Origin of the sequence: Fulvivirga marina, from assembly GCF_016775155.1 — a bacterium.
In the GTDB taxonomy this organism is placed as follows: domain Bacteria; phylum Bacteroidota; class Bacteroidia; order Cytophagales; family Cyclobacteriaceae; genus Fulvivirga; species Fulvivirga marina.
Genome location: NZ_JAEUGD010000002.1, coordinates 102,962 through 120,098 on the forward strand (window position 1 = coordinate 102,962; position 17,137 = coordinate 120,098).

The 17,137-nt window shown below is 39.6% G+C and carries 17 protein-coding genes; 13 read left to right on the forward strand and 4 right to left on the reverse strand.

What is annotated here, in order from left to right; genetic code table 11:
* Positions 1-159: 159 nt before the first annotated feature.
* Positions 160-579, reverse strand: a complete 420-nt coding sequence (locus JMN32_RS01225) for a Crp/Fnr family transcriptional regulator (RefSeq protein ID WP_317191747.1) — start codon at positions 577-579, stop codon at positions 160-162.
* Positions 580-670: 91 nt separating this feature from the next.
* On the reverse strand, positions 671-1,933 hold the full coding sequence (gene tilS, locus JMN32_RS01230) for a tRNA lysidine(34) synthetase TilS (RefSeq protein WP_202854451.1): 1,263 nt from the start codon (positions 1,931-1,933) through the stop codon (positions 671-673).
* 188 nt (positions 1,934-2,121) lie between these two features.
* Here tilS and JMN32_RS01235 point away from each other — a divergent pair, with 188 nt between their 5' ends.
* From JMN32_RS01235 to JMN32_RS01280, 10 genes are all read left to right on the forward strand, one after another.
* Positions 2,122-3,738 carry an OstA-like protein gene (locus JMN32_RS01235; protein ID WP_202854452.1) on the forward strand — a complete coding sequence of 539 codons (1,617 nt, stop codon included), beginning with the start codon at positions 2,122-2,124 and terminating at the stop codon, positions 3,736-3,738.
* A 124-nt stretch (positions 3,739-3,862) separates the two neighbouring features.
* Complete coding sequence (locus JMN32_RS01240) at positions 3,863-4,573, forward strand: T9SS type A sorting domain-containing protein (protein ID WP_202854453.1); 711 nt, start codon at positions 3,863-3,865, stop codon at positions 4,571-4,573.
* Between the two features lie 108 nt (positions 4,574-4,681).
* Positions 4,682-5,494 (forward strand): outer membrane protein assembly factor BamD, encoded by an 813-nt coding sequence (locus JMN32_RS01245; RefSeq protein WP_202854454.1) that lies wholly within the window; start codon positions 4,682-4,684, stop codon positions 5,492-5,494.
* Between the two features lie 22 nt (positions 5,495-5,516).
* Positions 5,517-5,840, forward strand: a complete 324-nt coding sequence (locus JMN32_RS01250) for a DNA-directed RNA polymerase subunit omega (protein WP_202854455.1) — start codon at positions 5,517-5,519, stop codon at positions 5,838-5,840.
* An 11-nt stretch (positions 5,841-5,851) separates the two neighbouring features.
* Positions 5,852-7,054 carry a bifunctional phosphopantothenoylcysteine decarboxylase/phosphopantothenate--cysteine ligase CoaBC gene (coaBC, locus tag JMN32_RS01255; RefSeq protein ID WP_202854456.1) on the forward strand — a complete coding sequence of 401 codons (1,203 nt, stop codon included), beginning with the start codon at positions 5,852-5,854 and terminating at the stop codon, positions 7,052-7,054.
* Entirely contained in the window at positions 7,047-7,940 is an 894-nt protein-coding gene (gene porD, locus JMN32_RS01260; protein ID WP_202854457.1) for a type IX secretion system protein PorD, read from the forward strand. Before coaBC ends, porD begins: the two co-directional genes overlap by 8 nt.
* A gap of 3 nt (positions 7,941-7,943) precedes the next feature.
* A complete protein-coding gene (locus JMN32_RS01265) occupies positions 7,944-8,159 on the forward strand; it encodes a hypothetical protein (protein ID WP_202854458.1) in 216 nt (71 codons plus the stop codon).
* 5 nt (positions 8,160-8,164) lie between these two features.
* Positions 8,165-9,820 (forward strand): DNA repair protein RecN, encoded by a 1,656-nt coding sequence (gene recN, locus JMN32_RS01270; RefSeq protein WP_202854459.1) that lies wholly within the window; start codon positions 8,165-8,167, stop codon positions 9,818-9,820.
* A gap of 20 nt (positions 9,821-9,840) precedes the next feature.
* Positions 9,841-10,431 (forward strand): hypothetical protein, encoded by a 591-nt coding sequence (locus tag JMN32_RS01275; RefSeq protein WP_202854460.1) that lies wholly within the window; start codon positions 9,841-9,843, stop codon positions 10,429-10,431.
* 124 nt (positions 10,432-10,555) lie between these two features.
* On the forward strand, positions 10,556-11,992 hold the full coding sequence (locus JMN32_RS01280; RefSeq protein ID WP_202854461.1) for an SLC13 family permease: 1,437 nt from the start codon (positions 10,556-10,558) through the stop codon (positions 11,990-11,992).
* Here JMN32_RS01280 and JMN32_RS01285 read toward each other — a convergent pair.
* Positions 11,985-12,338: a DUF6249 domain-containing protein gene (locus tag JMN32_RS01285; RefSeq protein WP_202854462.1), complete on the reverse strand. Its 354-nt coding sequence runs from the start codon at positions 12,336-12,338 to the stop codon at positions 11,985-11,987. The genes JMN32_RS01280 and JMN32_RS01285 overlap by 8 nt on opposite strands.
* A 148-nt stretch (positions 12,339-12,486) precedes the next feature.
* Here JMN32_RS01285 and JMN32_RS01290 point away from each other — a divergent pair, with 148 nt between their 5' ends.
* Positions 12,487-13,059 (forward strand): RNA polymerase sigma factor, encoded by a 573-nt coding sequence (locus JMN32_RS01290; protein ID WP_202854463.1) that lies wholly within the window; start codon positions 12,487-12,489, stop codon positions 13,057-13,059.
* Between the two features lie 126 nt (positions 13,060-13,185).
* Positions 13,186-13,719 carry an anti-sigma factor family protein gene (locus JMN32_RS01295; RefSeq protein WP_202854464.1) on the forward strand — a complete coding sequence of 178 codons (534 nt, stop codon included), beginning with the start codon at positions 13,186-13,188 and terminating at the stop codon, positions 13,717-13,719.
* A gap of 71 nt (positions 13,720-13,790) precedes the next feature.
* On the opposite strand, the gene ahcY is transcribed toward JMN32_RS01295, so the two are convergent.
* Positions 13,791-15,092 carry an adenosylhomocysteinase gene (ahcY, locus tag JMN32_RS01300; RefSeq protein WP_202854465.1) on the reverse strand — a complete coding sequence of 434 codons (1,302 nt, stop codon included), beginning with the start codon at positions 15,090-15,092 and terminating at the stop codon, positions 13,791-13,793.
* A gap of 281 nt (positions 15,093-15,373) precedes the next feature.
* Between ahcY and nhaD the strand changes: the two genes are divergently transcribed.
* Complete coding sequence (gene nhaD, locus JMN32_RS01305; RefSeq protein WP_202854466.1) at positions 15,374-16,654, forward strand: sodium:proton antiporter NhaD; 1,281 nt, start codon at positions 15,374-15,376, stop codon at positions 16,652-16,654.
* The last annotated feature ends 483 nt before the right edge of the window (positions 16,655-17,137 follow it).

The following is a 17,137-nucleotide window of genomic DNA, read 5'->3' on the forward strand; positions in this document are numbered from 1 at the left end:
AATCAATGTGACAAATTAAACTATTCAGGGTTTACTGTTTTCAGTTGCACAGTTCAAAGTTTTTCAACAATTAACCCCCTGTTTTTATGCCGGAAGTTTCAAAGATTAACCTTCAAACTGCTACACCAGAAGCAGCCAACTATAAATAACGAACTTATCTCAGCCTCGGTAAACCTGACTAAGATGAAAAAAGCCCCGGGAAGACTTGTAGGCCTTGAAAAGGTTAGAATTGTACTCGTTGTATATTTCTGCCAGCGACTCAAGCATCTTTACCTTGATTTTCAAATTGCTTTCAAAAATATCAAAGATATTATCCTGAGGTATTACGTAAAACTCAGCAGTTTCAGAACTAACAAATGCATTAAGCTGCCTGTTAGCATCCTTTAAAAGACAGCTTTCTCCAAGTGCAACACCAGCCCGAACACGGGTAAGACTCTCAAAGTCTTCGTTAACATCAATGTTTAGAGAAACCTCTCCCTTCTTCAGCAGGTAAAGCGCATGGCTTGGATCTCCTCGAAAAAAAACAACTTCATTCTGCTCATACTTCCTTTCATACATAAAAGGAAGAAAAAGTGACATCTGCTTGTAGTTCAAATCGGAAAACAATCTGATCTTAGCTAGAAAAACAAACATGTTATGCTCCTGAGCCGTGAAAGTTTTTTTAAAGGGATTAATCATTCTGCAACATTACCATATTGAATATCCTTTTTGTGTCAGGACGAACTTTGAACCGATCATCTACACGGTGTCCAACTACCCATACTACCTCTCCTGCCGACTCAATAACACATACTCGTTCTTTCAAGTTTAAAGGAATTTTCTCATCTATCATAAAATCGCTAATCTTTTTTTTACCCCTCATCCCCAGCGGCCTAAACGCATCTCCCTCCACCCACTTACGTAGTTTAAGCGGAAACTTCAAACAGTCGAAATCAAGACTAGCCTCATGTTTTTGCTTTAAGAAATTTTTGGGCTCTCCGGAATAATAACACCTTAGTTTAACAACCTCATTATCCACATATTCTTCATTGATTTCAATATACTGTTCCCCTATCTCTCCTTTTTTTAAAGGACTTATGATCAGGTGAGACCGGTCAATATTTAGCTGATAACTTCCTGAAAGGAACATTTTCCCCACAAGCCCCTCCAACCCATTTAATATCTCCTGCACCTGCTGCCAGTTGTAACCATACGGCTTTAAGAGCTCTTCAATCACCACCGCTGGCTGCTCCGCTATTTTCTCCTTCAAAAGGTATAGATCTTCCCCCTGTTCAGTCAAACTCTCCCTCCTCAATTGGTCGACACGCTGTTGCAACACCTTCTCTGTGCCCTCCAGTCGCTGACTAACCTGCATGAAAGTAGTGACCATAGATGGGTTGATTTTTTTTAAGGCTGGTATAACCTCATGACGAATCAGGTTTCTGCTATACTTAGTAGATTGATTACTGCTATCTTCCCTCCATTGCAATCCCTTCTGCCTGGCAAAACTTAAAATATTTTCCTTTGAAGCAAACAGCAGAGGTCTGATCAAATTATTCTTCTTAGGGAGAATTCCACGCAACCCGGCAATACCTGTACCCTTTGTAAGGTTAAAGAGTACGGTTTCAAGACTATCATCTAAATGATGCGCGGTAGCAATGTATTTGAAATTATGCTCTGCCATCAGATCTGAGAACCAACCATAGCGCAGGTCACGAGCAGCCATCTGCGTCGAAACTCCTTGCAGTGCGGCATAATTTTTGGTGTCAAAGGACTGAACAAAACATGATACATTATTTAACTGTGCCAGCTCCCTTACAAAAACTTCATCTCCATCGGATTCCAACCCGCGAAGCTGAAAATTACAGTGAGCTATGGCAAAATTAAATCCGGCATCCTTGAACAACCTGACGAGAACCACTGAATCAACTCCACCGCTTACCGCTAAAAGCATTTTATCCTCTTTTTGGCAAATATTATGGGAAGAGATGAAATCTAAAAAGTCTTTAACCATCGGAGCACGGGCTTTTTTGTTTAATTTTGAGATTGCTAATGCAAATTAGAAGGATGCCTTTTGACAAACATATTAATTTTATATGACTAAGCATTCCTGCAGTTTGCTAAAATACTGGGATAGAACAGATGAAATCAACACTTAAAATAGTACTTGTCATAGGATTTACCATGTTTTTGGGAAGCTCCGGTTTTGCGCAAAAGAAGGTAAAAATGAAGCAGGCGGACAAACTATTTGGTGGGATCAATAAAGCAGGAGAACGTTTCGACCGTTTTATTGGAGACGTGATCTTTGAACAAAGCGAAACCACCATATATAGTGACTCCGTACATTTTTATAGCAAAAGGAATTATATGGAAGCTTTTGGAAGTGTAAAAATTACCGAAGGCGACTCCGTGGTGATTACTGCTAAAAAATTGATCTATGAAGGTGACAAGAAAGAGGCCAAACTTCGAGAAAATGTAGTATTTGTAAAAAAAGGTCAGGTTACTTTATATACAGACTACCTTGACTATCATAGGAACCAACAAGAAGCTAGATACTACAATGGTGGAAAGCTTGTAGATAGCACCAATGTATTGACGAGTAAAAAAGGGTACTATCAGGTCAACACCAACATGGCCTCCTTTAAATCCGATGTAGTCGGAAAGAACCCGGACTACACTTTAGAGTCTGATACACTTCAGTACAACACCAAAACCAATATTGTATATTTTCGGGGCCCTACACAATTGACAGATGTGGATGGAAATGTATTTAACTACAAAGAAGGCCAGTATGATACAAAAATTAAAAGATCGGATCTCAACCTGGGGCAAATCGAAACAAAATCATATACCCTGGAGGGTGACAACCTGTTTCTTGATGATCTTAGAAAATATTACAGGGCTGTAGGTAATGTAGAAATGATCTCAAAAGAACAGGATGTGATCATCACCGGGGACCGGAGTTTCTACGAGAAAAGTACAGGTATAGCCAAAGTATTTGGGCGAGCGCTTATGAAAAAGATCATGGCTCAAGATACCATGTACCTGACAGCAGACACACTTGTGGCTATTGAAAGTGATGACCCTGCCAAGAAAAGGCTGCTGGCTTACAAAAATGTAAAAATATTCAAACCTGACCTTCAGGGACGAGCTGATTCGCTGGCTTATGTAACTGCCGACTCCATCATTTATTTCTATGATGATCCGGTACTATGGTCGGCCGGAAATCAAATGACAGCAGACTCCATCAATGTTGAAATTGCCAACAACACTATCAACAAACTCAACATGTCAGTCAACTCATTCGTAATATCAAAAGATAGTATAGACAACTTTAATCAAATCAAAGGGCGCTCTATGGTTGCTCATTTTAGCAGGGGTAATATTCAAAAAGTGGATGTTAATGGAAATGGAGAGAGCCTTTTCCATGCACTGGATGAAACGGAGTCGTACCTGGTAGGGATTAACAAAATCATTTGTAGCTATATGCTGATCAAGTTTAAGGAAAACAAGGCTGACAATATCTCATTTTATGTAAAGCCGGAAGCATCATTTATTCCTCCACATGAGATCAATGCACCTCAAAAAAAGTTGAAGGACTTCAACTGGAGAGAAAAAGAGAAGCCTGAAAAAAACGAAATGCTGGAAAGTACTATACTTGCTCAGCAAAAAAACTCCAAGCAAACGATAAAAAAAGCTCCTAAACTAATACCTGATGAACCAGATGTGTTAAGACCGAAGCAGAAAGAAAATGAATAATATCCTAACTCAAAAAATAAGGTCGCCAAAAACAAAAAAATTCGTATCAATTATAAATAATTTTACGTATCTTAAATGATTACACCACGCCAACGAATGGCTACAAAAATTATTATGTGCTAATATGAAAATATTCCTATCAATGATATTCAGTTTTGCGATAATTTGCTTTGCGCATGCGCAGAATTTTGAAGTCATTGAGCAATCCGGCACATTAAAAGGTAGCATTGGAGGCACTGTTAAGGCCCCAATCAAAATAAAAAATACGAGCGACCGTCCCATTCAAATTATTGTAAAAAGAACCGATCAAATAATAGGTACCAGCCAAAGCAGCTACTTCTGTTGGGGGGATGAGTGTTATGAACCAGAAATTAGTCAGATGCCCCTATCCAAGAAACTGGAACCTGGCGAGACTTCATCTAAACTAAAGACCGTTCTGGAAACCGGTCTTTCAGCAGGGTTCAGCACTGTAAAATATTTAATATACGACAGAGATAACCCTTCCGACGCGGTAGAATATGAGGTAACCTACACTGTTGAAGATCTGGACAAGAAAAATACTATTTTCAGCTCTGATCAAGTCCACATCAATGATGTTTACCCAAACCCGGTAGTAGATTTTGCCATCATTGACTATAACCTGCTTAAAGAAGACATACATGCAAAAATAGTCATACACAATGTATTGGGAAGCATCATAGGAGAGTATGAACTCGCCTACCTGGAAACTAAGCTAAAGATCAATACCGAAGAGCTTAATCCAGGCGTTTATTTTTACACCTTATATATTGACAACGATGGGATTATGACCAGAAAGCTTGTCATCAGAAAATAAAAGCTTCAAATTAAAACTACCCGTAAAATTCTTTCGTTATAAACCCTGATCTCAAGCCAATATCATTTTATTGCTTATTAACGATTACTAACCTATATTTGCACCCTTATGTTGAAACGGGTATTTTTTAAGTATTTTTTAGCTGCTTTTCTCATCTTTTCTCTGGCATCATGCAGCAAGTTCAGAAAAATAGAAAAAAGTGAGGATTGGCGTGTGAAATATGACGCAGCTTTAAACTATTACGAAAACAAGGATTATTATCGGGCCGGAGCACTTTTCGATCAGATATTACCTATCGTGAGAGGACTTCCCGAAGGAGAAAAAGTTCAGTTCTACTTTGCTTATACACAGTACTACGAAAAATACTATTTACTGGCAGCACACCACTTCAAAGTTTTCTATCAGACATATGCTAGAAGTGAATTTGCTCAGGAGGCTCAATTTATGCATGCCTATTCTCTGTACGCTAATTCTCCCGTTTATAATCTGGATCAAACCAGTAGCATAGAAGCTGTTATAGCCATGCAAAATTTTTTAAACAAATACCCTGACAGTAAGTTCAGAGAGGATGCATCAAAGGTAATTGACGAAATACAGGAAAAACTAGAGAAAAAAGGCTACGAAAACGCAAAACAATATTATAAATTAGAACGTCATAAAGCAGCAGTAGTAGCTTTTGAAACTTTTAAAAATGATTTCCCTGATTCTAAGTTTAATGAGGAGATAGCATTTTTGAAATTCATGGCACAATATAGCCTTGCGGGTAAAAGCATACTTTCCAAACAACTGGAAAGATACCGACAAGCTAACGAATACTATCTGGAGTTCATTGATCAGTACCCTGATAGTGAATATATTCGTGAAGCTGAAAAAAAATATAACGACAGCCTGGAGAGAGTTACCGAGCTGGCTAAGAAATAAAATAACTTTAATAAATATAACTATGGCTATTCAAGCATCTATTGTTACAAGAGATATGGACAAGCTTTCGGCTCCAACCGGAAACGTGTATGAAAGTGTAGCAATCATTTCAAAAAGAGCAAGACAAATAGCGGTAAACGTAAAAGAAGAACTGAACTCAAAACTGGCTGAGTTTGCGTCTACTGTAGATAACCTTGAAGAAATTTTTGAAAACAGAGAGCAAATAGAGATCTCAAAGTTTTATGAAAGAATGCCAAAAGCTACCAATGTAGCTATCGAGGAATTCTCTGAAGGCAAAGTTCTTTTCAGACGTAGAGAAGACGAAGAAGGCGGCTTGCAACTTTAATTGGCTTCGGCATGCTCCAGGGAAAGAAAATTATATTGGGAGTATGTGGTAGCATAGCTGCTTATAAATCAGCTCTTCTGGTAAGATTACTTGTAAAAGAAGGTGCAGAGGTAAAAGTTATCATGACCACCTCTGCATCTGACTTTATACCCCCTCTCACATTATCCACACTATCAAAGCACCCTGTTTACTCCCGTTTTATAAAGGATGACTCTGGACAATGGAATAACCATGTTGAATTAGGACTCTGGGCCGACCTATTCATAATTGCTCCGGCAAGTGCAAACACCATCTCTAAAATGGCTCATGGCCTTTGTGATAACCTGCTCCTGGCTACCTATCTTTCAGCACGATGTCCTGTATATGTTGCTCCTGCCATGGACCTTGACATGTATACACACCCTTCAACGCAACGCAACATATCACTACTTGAAGAATATGGCAACAAAGTGATAGATGCTGGACATGGTGAATTGGCCAGTGGCCTTGTAGGTCAGGGACGAATGGCTGAGCCTGAAGATATCCTGCAAGAGGTAAAAAGCTTCTTCGATAAAAAAAAAGCACTTGCAGGTAAGAAGGTTCTAATCACTGCTGGCCCTACTTATGAGGCCATAGACCCGGTAAGGTTCATAGGCAATCACTCCAGTGGTAAAATGGGCTATGCTCTGGCTCATCATATGGCACTAAATGGCGCTCAAGTTGTATTGATTAGCGGCCCCTCTCAACAATCTGTAGACCATAACAATATAGAGTTAATTAAGGTCACCTCTGCCCAGGAAATGTACGATGCCTGCATACAGCACTTTCCTAATGCCGACATAGCAGTACTCTCGGCAGCAGTCGCCGATTATAAACCAGCCCAAATGTCCGATCAAAAGATCAAGAAAAAGTCCAATTCACTTACTCTCGAGTTAGTCAAAACACAAGACATCGCTGCATCGCTGGGAAAATTGAAAAAAAATGGGCAGTTTACCGTAGGTTTTGCTTTGGAGACGGAAAATGAACTGGACAATGCCCAAAACAAGATCAAGTCAAAAAACTTTGATTTGATTGTACTGAATTCGCTCAATGATAAGGGTGCAGGGTTTGGGCATGATACCAACAAGATATCTATCATAGACAAACAAAATAATGTCCGCGATTTTGAGTTAAAAAGTAAAACCGATGTAGCTAAAGACATTATTAACACAATTATAGAGGTGATCAATGCGTAAGTTAACCTTGGCCATATTATTTTTCTCTACCCTACTTTCCGTTAAAGCTCAGGAACTCAACTGCAGAGTAACTATCAATGCAGACCAGGTTCAGTCCTCTGACAGAAGAATATTTGAAGACATGGAAAATGCCTTCTCGCAATTCCTGAATAATCAAAAGTGGACTGATGACCAATTTGAAAGCTTCGAAAGAATCAAATGCAACCTGATCATTACGTTACAGGACCCAAAAAGCATTGGCAACTATGAAGCAACCGTGCAAGTACAATCTGCAAGACCAGTTTACAACTCCAATTACGAGTCTATCCTGATCAATTTTGCTGACCGTGACTGGCAATTTGAATACGTAGAATCTCAGCCGCTGAATTTTAATATCAATAGCTTTAATACCAACCTTACATCCATGCTGGCATTTTATGCATACCTGATTCTAGGCATGGACTACGACTCGTTCAGCGAAATGGGCGGCTCTACATACTTCCAAAAAGCTCTTACTATTGTTAACAATGCCCAACAGGCCAATCGGCCTGGGTGGAATGCTCTGGGAAGCACACGAAACCGCTATTGGCTGATAGAGAATCTTACTAATCAGCAAATGCATGATATTCGTAAAGGCATTTACAAATACCACAGACTGGCCTTGGATACATATGAACTGGATAGAGATAAGAGCCGCCAGCAAATACTGGAAGTATTAAAGAGCATCAAAAAGATACGAGAAATATATCCAAGCTCAATATTGATCATCAGTTTCCTGGATGCAAAGTCGGATGAGTTGATCAATATTTTTTCTGAGGGCAATATTCAGGTAAGAAGAGAAGCTTTTGATATTCTTTCCACAATTGACCCTTCAAAAAGGAGTGAATACGAAAAAATAATAAAATAAATCGTGGCTAAACGTCAGTTAAGAATCCCCACTAACAACATACCTCAAAAGTGGCCAGAAATTTCAGGTAAAAAAGCTAATATTGTGCTTAGTAATGGCAGTGTATTGATGGCAACACTCCTTAACCTGCAAAACGATAGTCTGGAAATTAAAAACATGAGACTAACCAGGCAGGTGCTACCACTAAACGGAATATCTGAAATCATAATAGATTATTAATTAGGATGCTAAAACATCTTCTAATCAAGAATTATGCTTTAATCCAACAACTGGAAATCACCCCATCGGCCAACCTGAATATCATTACAGGAGAAACCGGTGCAGGTAAGTCTATTATGCTCGGGGCTGTTGGACTTCTTTTGGGTAAACGGGCCGACACCAAAGTACTTTTTGATGAAGAAAGTAAGTGCATCATAGAAGGTCACTTTGATGTTAAAAGCTATAACCTTCAAAAGGTCTTTGATGAGGAAGAGCTTGATTATGCAGAGATATCAATTTTCAGAAGGGAAATAAGCCCTACAGGTAAATCCCGGGCTTTTGTAAATGACACCCCTGTTACTCTGGATGTACTTAAAAGGCTGGGTACCCGCCTTATGGATGTACACTCACAGCATGAAACACTGAATCTCGGCAAGCAAAATTATCAACTTGCCTTTGTTGATGCTTTTGCTGGCACCACCCAGTTACGACACGCTTACAAAAAGGATTACGACACCTATAGAAAAACCCTAAAACACCTTGAGCAACTCAAAGCTGAAAATGCAGAAATAAGTAAGGAAGCAGATTTCAATGCTTTTTTATTGGATGAACTGGTGAAGGCTGATCTGAAAGCAGATGAACAGGCTGACTTGGAAGCTTCTCTGGAAGTGATGGAGCATGCAGAGGAAATTAAAACTAAATTAAATGGCTCACTGGATGTGCTCTCCAATAGTGAGTTTTCCGCCATTGACAGTTTACAACAGGCTAAAGTATTTCTTGGCCAACTGAGTAAATACTCCAAGAACTACTCTTCTCTTTATGAACGGTTAGAAAGTTCTTTTATTGAACTTCAGGACATTATCAGGGAACTGGAAAAAGAAGAGGAACTGGTTGAATTCAACCCGGAACAAACTCAATTGATGCAAGAACGGCTGAGCATGATCTACCAACTTCAGCAAAAACACCATGTTGGAAGCATTAAAGAACTGATTAGTATAAGAGAAGACCTAACCCTTAAAACTGAGCGCTTCAACAATATGGATGAAGAGATCAAGAAAGCAGAGACCGAAGTGGTCAGACTAAAGGGTATAGCGGAAAAAAAGGCACTCGAACTCAGCAAAAAACGTAATGCTGTATTTACAAAGCTGGAAAAAGAACTCGGCGAGCTTTTAGCCCAGGTAGGAATACCCGATGCAACTGTAAAGCTAACCAGCTCGAAAAGTGAGTTGACGGATAAAGGCATAGACCTGATCAACATGTTGTTCAGTGCCAATAAAGGCATTGCACCTCAAGAGCTTTCCAAAGTGGCTTCAGGCGGAGAGTTTTCACGATTTATGTTTTGCATAAAGTACATACTGGCCCAAAAGATTTCATTGCCTACCATAATTTTCGACGAGATAGATACCGGAGTATCTGGAGAAATTGCGCTGAAGCTGGGGTCAATGATGAAGCGTATGGCCCAAAGCCACCAACTGATTACTATTAGCCACCTACCTCAGGTAGCAGCCAAAGGAGACAAGCATTATTTCGTGTACAAAGACAGCTCATCGATCAAGGCTGAAAGTAAAATCAAGGCTCTGGAAGAAGCCGAGCGCATTGAGGAAATTGCCAAAATGATTGGAGGAGACAAACCATCGAGCATTGCTTTTGAAAATGCCAGAGAGCTAATTAGCTCTAATTAATTTTTGTATATTTATTCCTAATGCAGGAAAAAGTCCCTAATATAATCGAAGGCTTTACCCATACGGAATACCTTACGGTATTTAGCGCGATTATCTTTGGTTATGTAGGTGCCGAGTATTTTCAGGGATGGGGCTCTATTATAAAGAACCGTGATCACATCCGAATCTATTGGCAACACCTGCTTTGGACTATTTTTGCTTTCATTATGTTCATCCAAAACTGGTGGGGCATTTGGCCCAGAACCGCCGCCATCAATGAAAGTATTTTCTTCTTTATTTATTCTCTGATCCCAATATTTCTTTTCTACCTGATCAGTGTTATACTTTTTCCTGATTTCAAAAAGCATGAACAAGTTGACCTAAAAGATTATTTTTACAAGAATACCAGATGGCTCTTTTCACTTTTTGCCGTTTATTTCGTGCTTACCATTATCAGCTCCTTTGTATATGATGACATAGGGAATGTATTTGTACAGAATATAATCAGGGCTGGCGGTGTACTTTTGGCCGCAACTGCCGCATATTTCAACAAAAAGGTATGGTTACATACTGTTTTTCTCGCTCTTGGGTATTATATGTTAATCCAGTTTTTCCTAGCCCTGCCAACCTGAAGTACAAACTCCAATGTAAACAACTGTCTTCAGTACTATTCCCCGTAAAGGTGCCGAACATAACTCTTACTTTGTTCATAAGCATTTTTATAGTTAATTATGTCTTTCTAAACCTACTAATACAATGAAAAAGCATAATTGGTTATTGATTTTTCTTGGTCCGATTATTTTCTTCATACTTCTTCAACTCCAACATTCATCATACCTCACTCCTGAAATCTGGCGTGTACTAGCCCTCACCGCCTGGATGGTTACCTGGTGGATTACAGAAGCAGTGCCTATTCCGGTAACTGCACTTCTACCCATGATAATGCTTCCATTACTTCAAATCTTTAAAATAGCAGAAGCCACTGCTCCATACGCCAGCCCAATCATATTTCTTTTTATGGGGGGCTTCATGATAGCCATAGCCCTTGAAAAACACAACCTTCACTTACGCATAGCACTCAATCTGATTAAAATAACCGGAACCAGTGGTAATGGCATCATTCTTGGCTTCATGCTTTCCACTGCACTACTAAGCATGTGGATAAGCAACACTGCCACCGCCGTAATGATGCTGCCTGTTGCCGCTTCAGTGATTAACCTTCTGATTGAAAATACCAGTTCTACCAAGGTTTATAAAAATTTTGCACTGAGCCTTATGTTAAGCATCGCCTATGCTGCCAACATTGGCGGCACTATGACACTGATAGGCACCCCGCCTAATATTGTAATGGCCGGCTACCTGAGACAAATGCTAGGGTATGAAATGGAATTTAGCCGGTGGTTACTCATGGGAGTTCCTATAGGCCTTTTTCTTTTGTTTGCCTGTTATTTCCTACTTACCCGGGTTTTGTTTCCCAACCACATGAAAAACATAAAGGGCTCAGAAGAGGTAATCACGGGCAAACTGAACCAGCTAGGTTCCATCTCCAGAGAAGAGGCCATAGTTCTGGCCATATTTGCCATTACTGCGGCATGCTGGGTATTCAAATCACAATTGAATAAGCTGGTTGGAAGTGACTTGCTTTCTGACACCACTATAGCCATGGCTGGGGGAGCACTTATGTTCATTGTACCTGTCAGTCTCAATAAATCTACCTTCTTATTACAGTGGGAAGATACAACAAAGCTCCCCTGGGGTATTCTTATATTATTTGGTGGGGGCATGTGTCTGGCCAAGAGCCTTGAACATGTAGGTATAATTCAACTTATTGGTAAAGCAGTGAGTAGCTATCACGGCGCTAGTTTAATTGTACTTATATTGGTCATAACCGCAATTGTACTACTTATGACCGAACTTATGAGCAATGTTGCTCTGGTCGCAATATTTATCCCGGTAGTGATAGGCGTAGCCAAAGGCCTGGATTTAAATGCCCTTGTCTTGGTTATTCCAGCCACACTGGCTTCGAGCTGCGCATTTATGATGCCCATTTCTACGCCTCCAAATGCTATCGTTTTTGCCAGCGGCCACATCCGTATGCGAGACATGATGAAAGCAGGTATATGGCTCAATATCGTGGCCATTATCATACTGACAATGGCCACCTATTGGTTAGTAAATTTGATCTTTATCTAGCCAGATCTTCTTTCTTGGCTTTTTTCTCTTCAATGATATATGATAAACCCAGGCCTACACCTCCGAATATAAATAACATGGAGAAATAACTAAGTTCATTCATGTTCGTGCTTGAATCTATGAAGTAACCCACTATAAATCCCAGCCCGATCCCGATCAATAGCAGGGAAAATCTGAGGGGGCCACTGGTACTGGACCTTGCATTAGACAATTCTGCCGGAGACATTCCTTTTTCTATCATAGCTAAGCGTTCGTCATTAGTATATCTTCTTAAATAAATGATCATAATCACCACACCTATGATAGCTATGATTGGAATAAAGACAGCAATAAATTCGATTTCCATATTTTTGACCTTTAGTTAAACATTTTGCCCCTTTGACGCACTGCTTCAAATACAGGTTACAATGATCATGTATTTTTTTATCTCAAGGCTTACAACTGAATAACTCATTGTAAAAAAAGCAATTTAGCTGTAACTTGAATCAACTAACATGCGTCAAAGGGACGTGAAGAATTTGGATGATGACATCATAATAGACAAGGTACTCAGGGGGCAACGTGAACTCTATAACCAGCTTATAGAAAGGCATAAAAGCTATGCTTTCACCATTGCTTTAAACATCCTGAATAACCGGGAAGATGCTGAAGAAGTAGCACATGATAGTTTTATAAAAGCTTACCAAAGCCTGACTAATTTTAATCGCCAGTCAAAATTCTCGACCTGGCTTTACCGGATAGTTTTTAATACCGCTATTACCTGTAAAAGAAAACAAAGAGTAAAGAAGGAAAGCCTGGACACGGTTAAATACACTTATTATGAGGGGTCATCCGCTGAAATGGAAATTCAGGACCAAAAGAGGTTTATCAAGCAAGCGCTATCACTACTTCCGGAGATAGACAGAAGCATATTAACCTTATTCTATCTAAAGGAATTTTCGCTTGAGGAGATAGCTGACATAACTAAAATGAGCTTTAACACAGCCAAAGTAAGACTTCATAGGGCTAGAAAAAAACTGGCTGATGGTATGAAAACAATTTTAAAGGAAGAGGCATTAAATTTATAAGCATGATATAGTCATAAGGAAGAGTCATAACCCCTGGCAAACTGTTGAGGTAAAATGCGGAACCCCAAGGCCTAAACATTTGACCATAACTGATCCATATGATTATCAGGAATAAAAAATATACATATGAAAAAGCCATTGGAAATAACAGATGAGCTGCTACTAGATTATATAGATGGGTTACTTAATAAGGATGAAGCAGCCGATGTTGAGAAAGCATGTCTTCAGCCACAGATCGCATCGCGGTTGGAAGAACTTAAAAAGTTGGATCAGTTGATGTTGATGACCAATGTTTTGGAAACGCCTTCTAAAAATTTCAACAGTAAGGTAATGGCCAACTTGGACAAACCCATCATCAAAAGTATTCCGTACTCACGAAAAAACGGATTGATCATTCTTATTCTAGCTTTACTAACTGTAATCACAGGCTCATTATATATGACAGAAAGTATAATGGCTCTAGATATATTTGACTCGGTAAGCCTTCCGCAAATAAGCAGTGTTATAAAAATGCCTGGTGTGGAACTTCCGGATAGTGTTAACCTAAAAATCCTGACGGACGGGCTTTTGTTTACGGTATTAGTACTCTCTCTCTTATTGCTTGACAAGGTCATTCTTAGACCTTATTTCAGAAACCGACGAACTGAAGTACAATATTAATATTTACAAATGCACATAAGAAAGGCCGCCCTGTTAACCAAGGCGGCCTTTCCTTTTTTATTTATGAAGGATTAATACCTGTAATAATCAGGTTTGTATGGACCTTCAACAGTAACTCCAATGTATTCTGCCTGATCTTTGCTAAGCTCTTCAAGCTCAACACCAATTTTTTGCAGGTGAAGTCTTGCCACTTTCTCATCCAGATGCTTAGGCAAGGTATAAACTTTATTCTCGTATTTTTCAGAGTTATGCCAAAGTTCTATTTGAGCCAATGTCTGGTTTGTGAAAGAGTTTGACATTACAAAAGAAGGGTGACCAGTAGCACAACCAAGGTTTACTAATCTTCCTTCCGCTAAAAGAATGATATCATTACCATTTGACAATTTGTATTTGTCAACCTGAGGCTTGATCTCGTCTCTTTCTGCGTTTTTATTTAACCAGGCAACATCAATTTCATTATCAAAGTGGCCAATGTTACATACGATGGTTTTATCTTTCATGCTTTCAAAATGACGCCCCACGATGATATCTTTATTTCCTGTTGCGGTAACAACAATATCAGCTTCTTTCACTGCATCATCCATCTTTTTCACTTCAAAACCGTCCATGGCAGCCTGAAGCGCACAAATAGGATCTATCTCAGTAACGATTACTCTGGCTCCTGCTCCTCTTAAAGAAGCGGCAGAACCTTTTCCTACATCACCATACCCACCAACAACAGCAACTTTCCCGGCCATCATAACGTCAGTTGCTCTTCTGATAGCATCTACTAATGACTCTTTACAGCCATACTTGTTATCAAACTTTGACTTGGTTACAGAATCATTTACGTTGATAGCAGGCATTACCAAAGTACCATTCTTCTCTCTTTCGATTAACCTGTGAACTCCTGTGGTAGTTTCTTCAGAAAGCCCTTTGATACCCGGAACATACTGAGGGTATTTATCAAAAACCATATTGGTAAGGTCGCCTCCGTCATCCAATATCATGTTTAGGGGCTGACCGTCAGGGAAAACAAGCGTTTGCTCAATGCACCAGTCAAACTCTTCAGCATTCATGCCTTTCCATGCATATACAGGTATACCTGCAGCAGCAATAGCAGCAGCAGCATGGTCCTGAGTAGAGAATATATTACAGGAAGACCAGGTAACATCAGCACCTAGCTCTACCAATGTTTCTATTAAAACTGCAGTCTGAATAGTCATGTGTAAACAACCTGCAATTCTGGCGCCCTTCAGGGGCTTTTCTTTTCCATACTCTTCGCGAAGTGCCATTAATCCTGGCATCTCCGCCTCCGCAAGTTCTATTTCCTTACGGCCCCACGCTGCCAAAGAAATATCTTTGACTTTGTATTTTACTTTTTCCTCAATCATTATATTAGATGTTTTATTTCTGTTTTACCAAACGTAAAGGTACAATAAAGGTTCGAAAAGGACAATTTCACAAGCTTTTAAGACAAATAACACACCTATTTTAGAGGGGTATAAAAGCACTAACCCTCTCACTTTCTTCACATTAAAACAAAAGCTAAATTCACATTTTAATAAATGATTAACATCATAACACTTGAGTAATATCATTTGTTAACTTTGCGGCCGTATTCACAAAAGGCTGGTGCCTTTATCCCCATAATTGTCAATAAACCGTTGCCATTATGTACGATAGCGAATCAGTTCTTCTTATCATCATTTTTATAGTTGGCTTTGCTGCCATAGCATTTGAACACAACCTGCAAGTTAACAAAAGCTGGATAGCTTTATTCACCGGATCCATCATGTGGATAGTAGTGGCGATAGGTGAAGATGAGGAGGTACTCAGAGAAGCTATACTGCATGAATCTGCAGAAATTTTTGCCCTCATCGTCTTTTTAATGGGTGCCATGACCATAGTAGAAATGATGGCACATTTCCGCTTTTTCACCTGGGTGGAGTCGAAACTTCTCATATTGAAAATATCTGACAGGCAGTTATTTTGGCTTATGGGGCTTACCACATTTATGGCTTCTGCGCTACTGGACAACCTTACCAGTACATTAATCATGATCCAGATCGGCAGACACCTATATATTAAAAAAAGGAACTTTGTTATATATGTCATCAACATTGTTATTGCCGCCAATGCCGGCGGAGCCATGTCACCTGTAGGTGACGTAACGACCATCATGCTATGGCTTGCCGGTAAATTCACGGCATGGCAAATTCTCTTTTATGGCTTGATCCCTTCTATTATAGCCTGGATAGTACCTCAAGCCATGTTGACTTTAAAAATTACAAACGAAGATCGCAAAAGTAGAGAAAGCAAGGAAGTACTGCCCCTACAATGGAGCATCATATTTATAGGCCTGTTCACCTTTGGTTTTGCTGTAATTGTTAACCTTTTCCACCTCCCTCCTTTTATTGGCATACTCCTGGGGCTCGGAGCCTGTGCCATTGTTATTGACTATCGCCTGAAACAAGGAACACTTAAAAAAAGAGCCGGACATATTGTGAATATCATTAAAACCATTGATATGGCTACGCTCAATTTCTTCATTGGCATATTACTAGCGGTTGGAGCACTCAACTATCAAGGGGTTTTGCATGATATTGCACTACTCATATTTGGAGATAACCCAGCTTCGAATCCACTGGCCATCATCATCGGTCATACTTCACTGGGCCTATTCTCAGCAGTTGTAGACAACGTACCTCTTACGGCTGCCGTTATTAAAATGCTACCCGAAGGTATCACCTTTACTTATTGGGTTTTATTGGCCATTACCGCCGGGACAGGGGGTAGTATACTTATCATTGGTTCTGCAGCTGGTGTAGCAGCTATGGGACAGGTGAAAGAGCTAACCATCATCCGGTATATTAAATTGGGCACATTGCCTGCACTAATCGGCTACCTCACCTCGGTGGCTTCATGGTATTTATTATTTGGAACGACAGGTTGACCCCAATTTAAACTTTCTTACTCATCACCAAAATTTCAGAATGTCCATAATATGGGATTTACTATTCTTGTAGAGACACTACATGAGGAGCTTGATTCGGTACGTTCACACACCGGTATGTCCATGGCTTTAAAATGTAGCTCATGCACTGAGCTAATCACTACGCCAACAAAAATTACCAGTATGCCTCCTCTCCCTTAAACAAAATACTTATTCAATAATCTGGCAGAGCCGTTTCAGCCGGGCATTTACCAGAATCAGATCTTTCTATTCCATTTCAGACATTTACACCTCTTTCAGAGACGAGGTAAAAAGGAACCTGATGAAATTGTTGCTGAAGGCTGATGAAGTGAACGATTTCTTTATTAAGGATTAAAATTGTGAAATGACCAACTTCTCAAAGGTAGAGTAGATAAAAAACAAAGAGGCCGTCTCAAAAGTCATTTTGGGACGGTTTTCTTTTTCAACAGATTTAGATGTTTT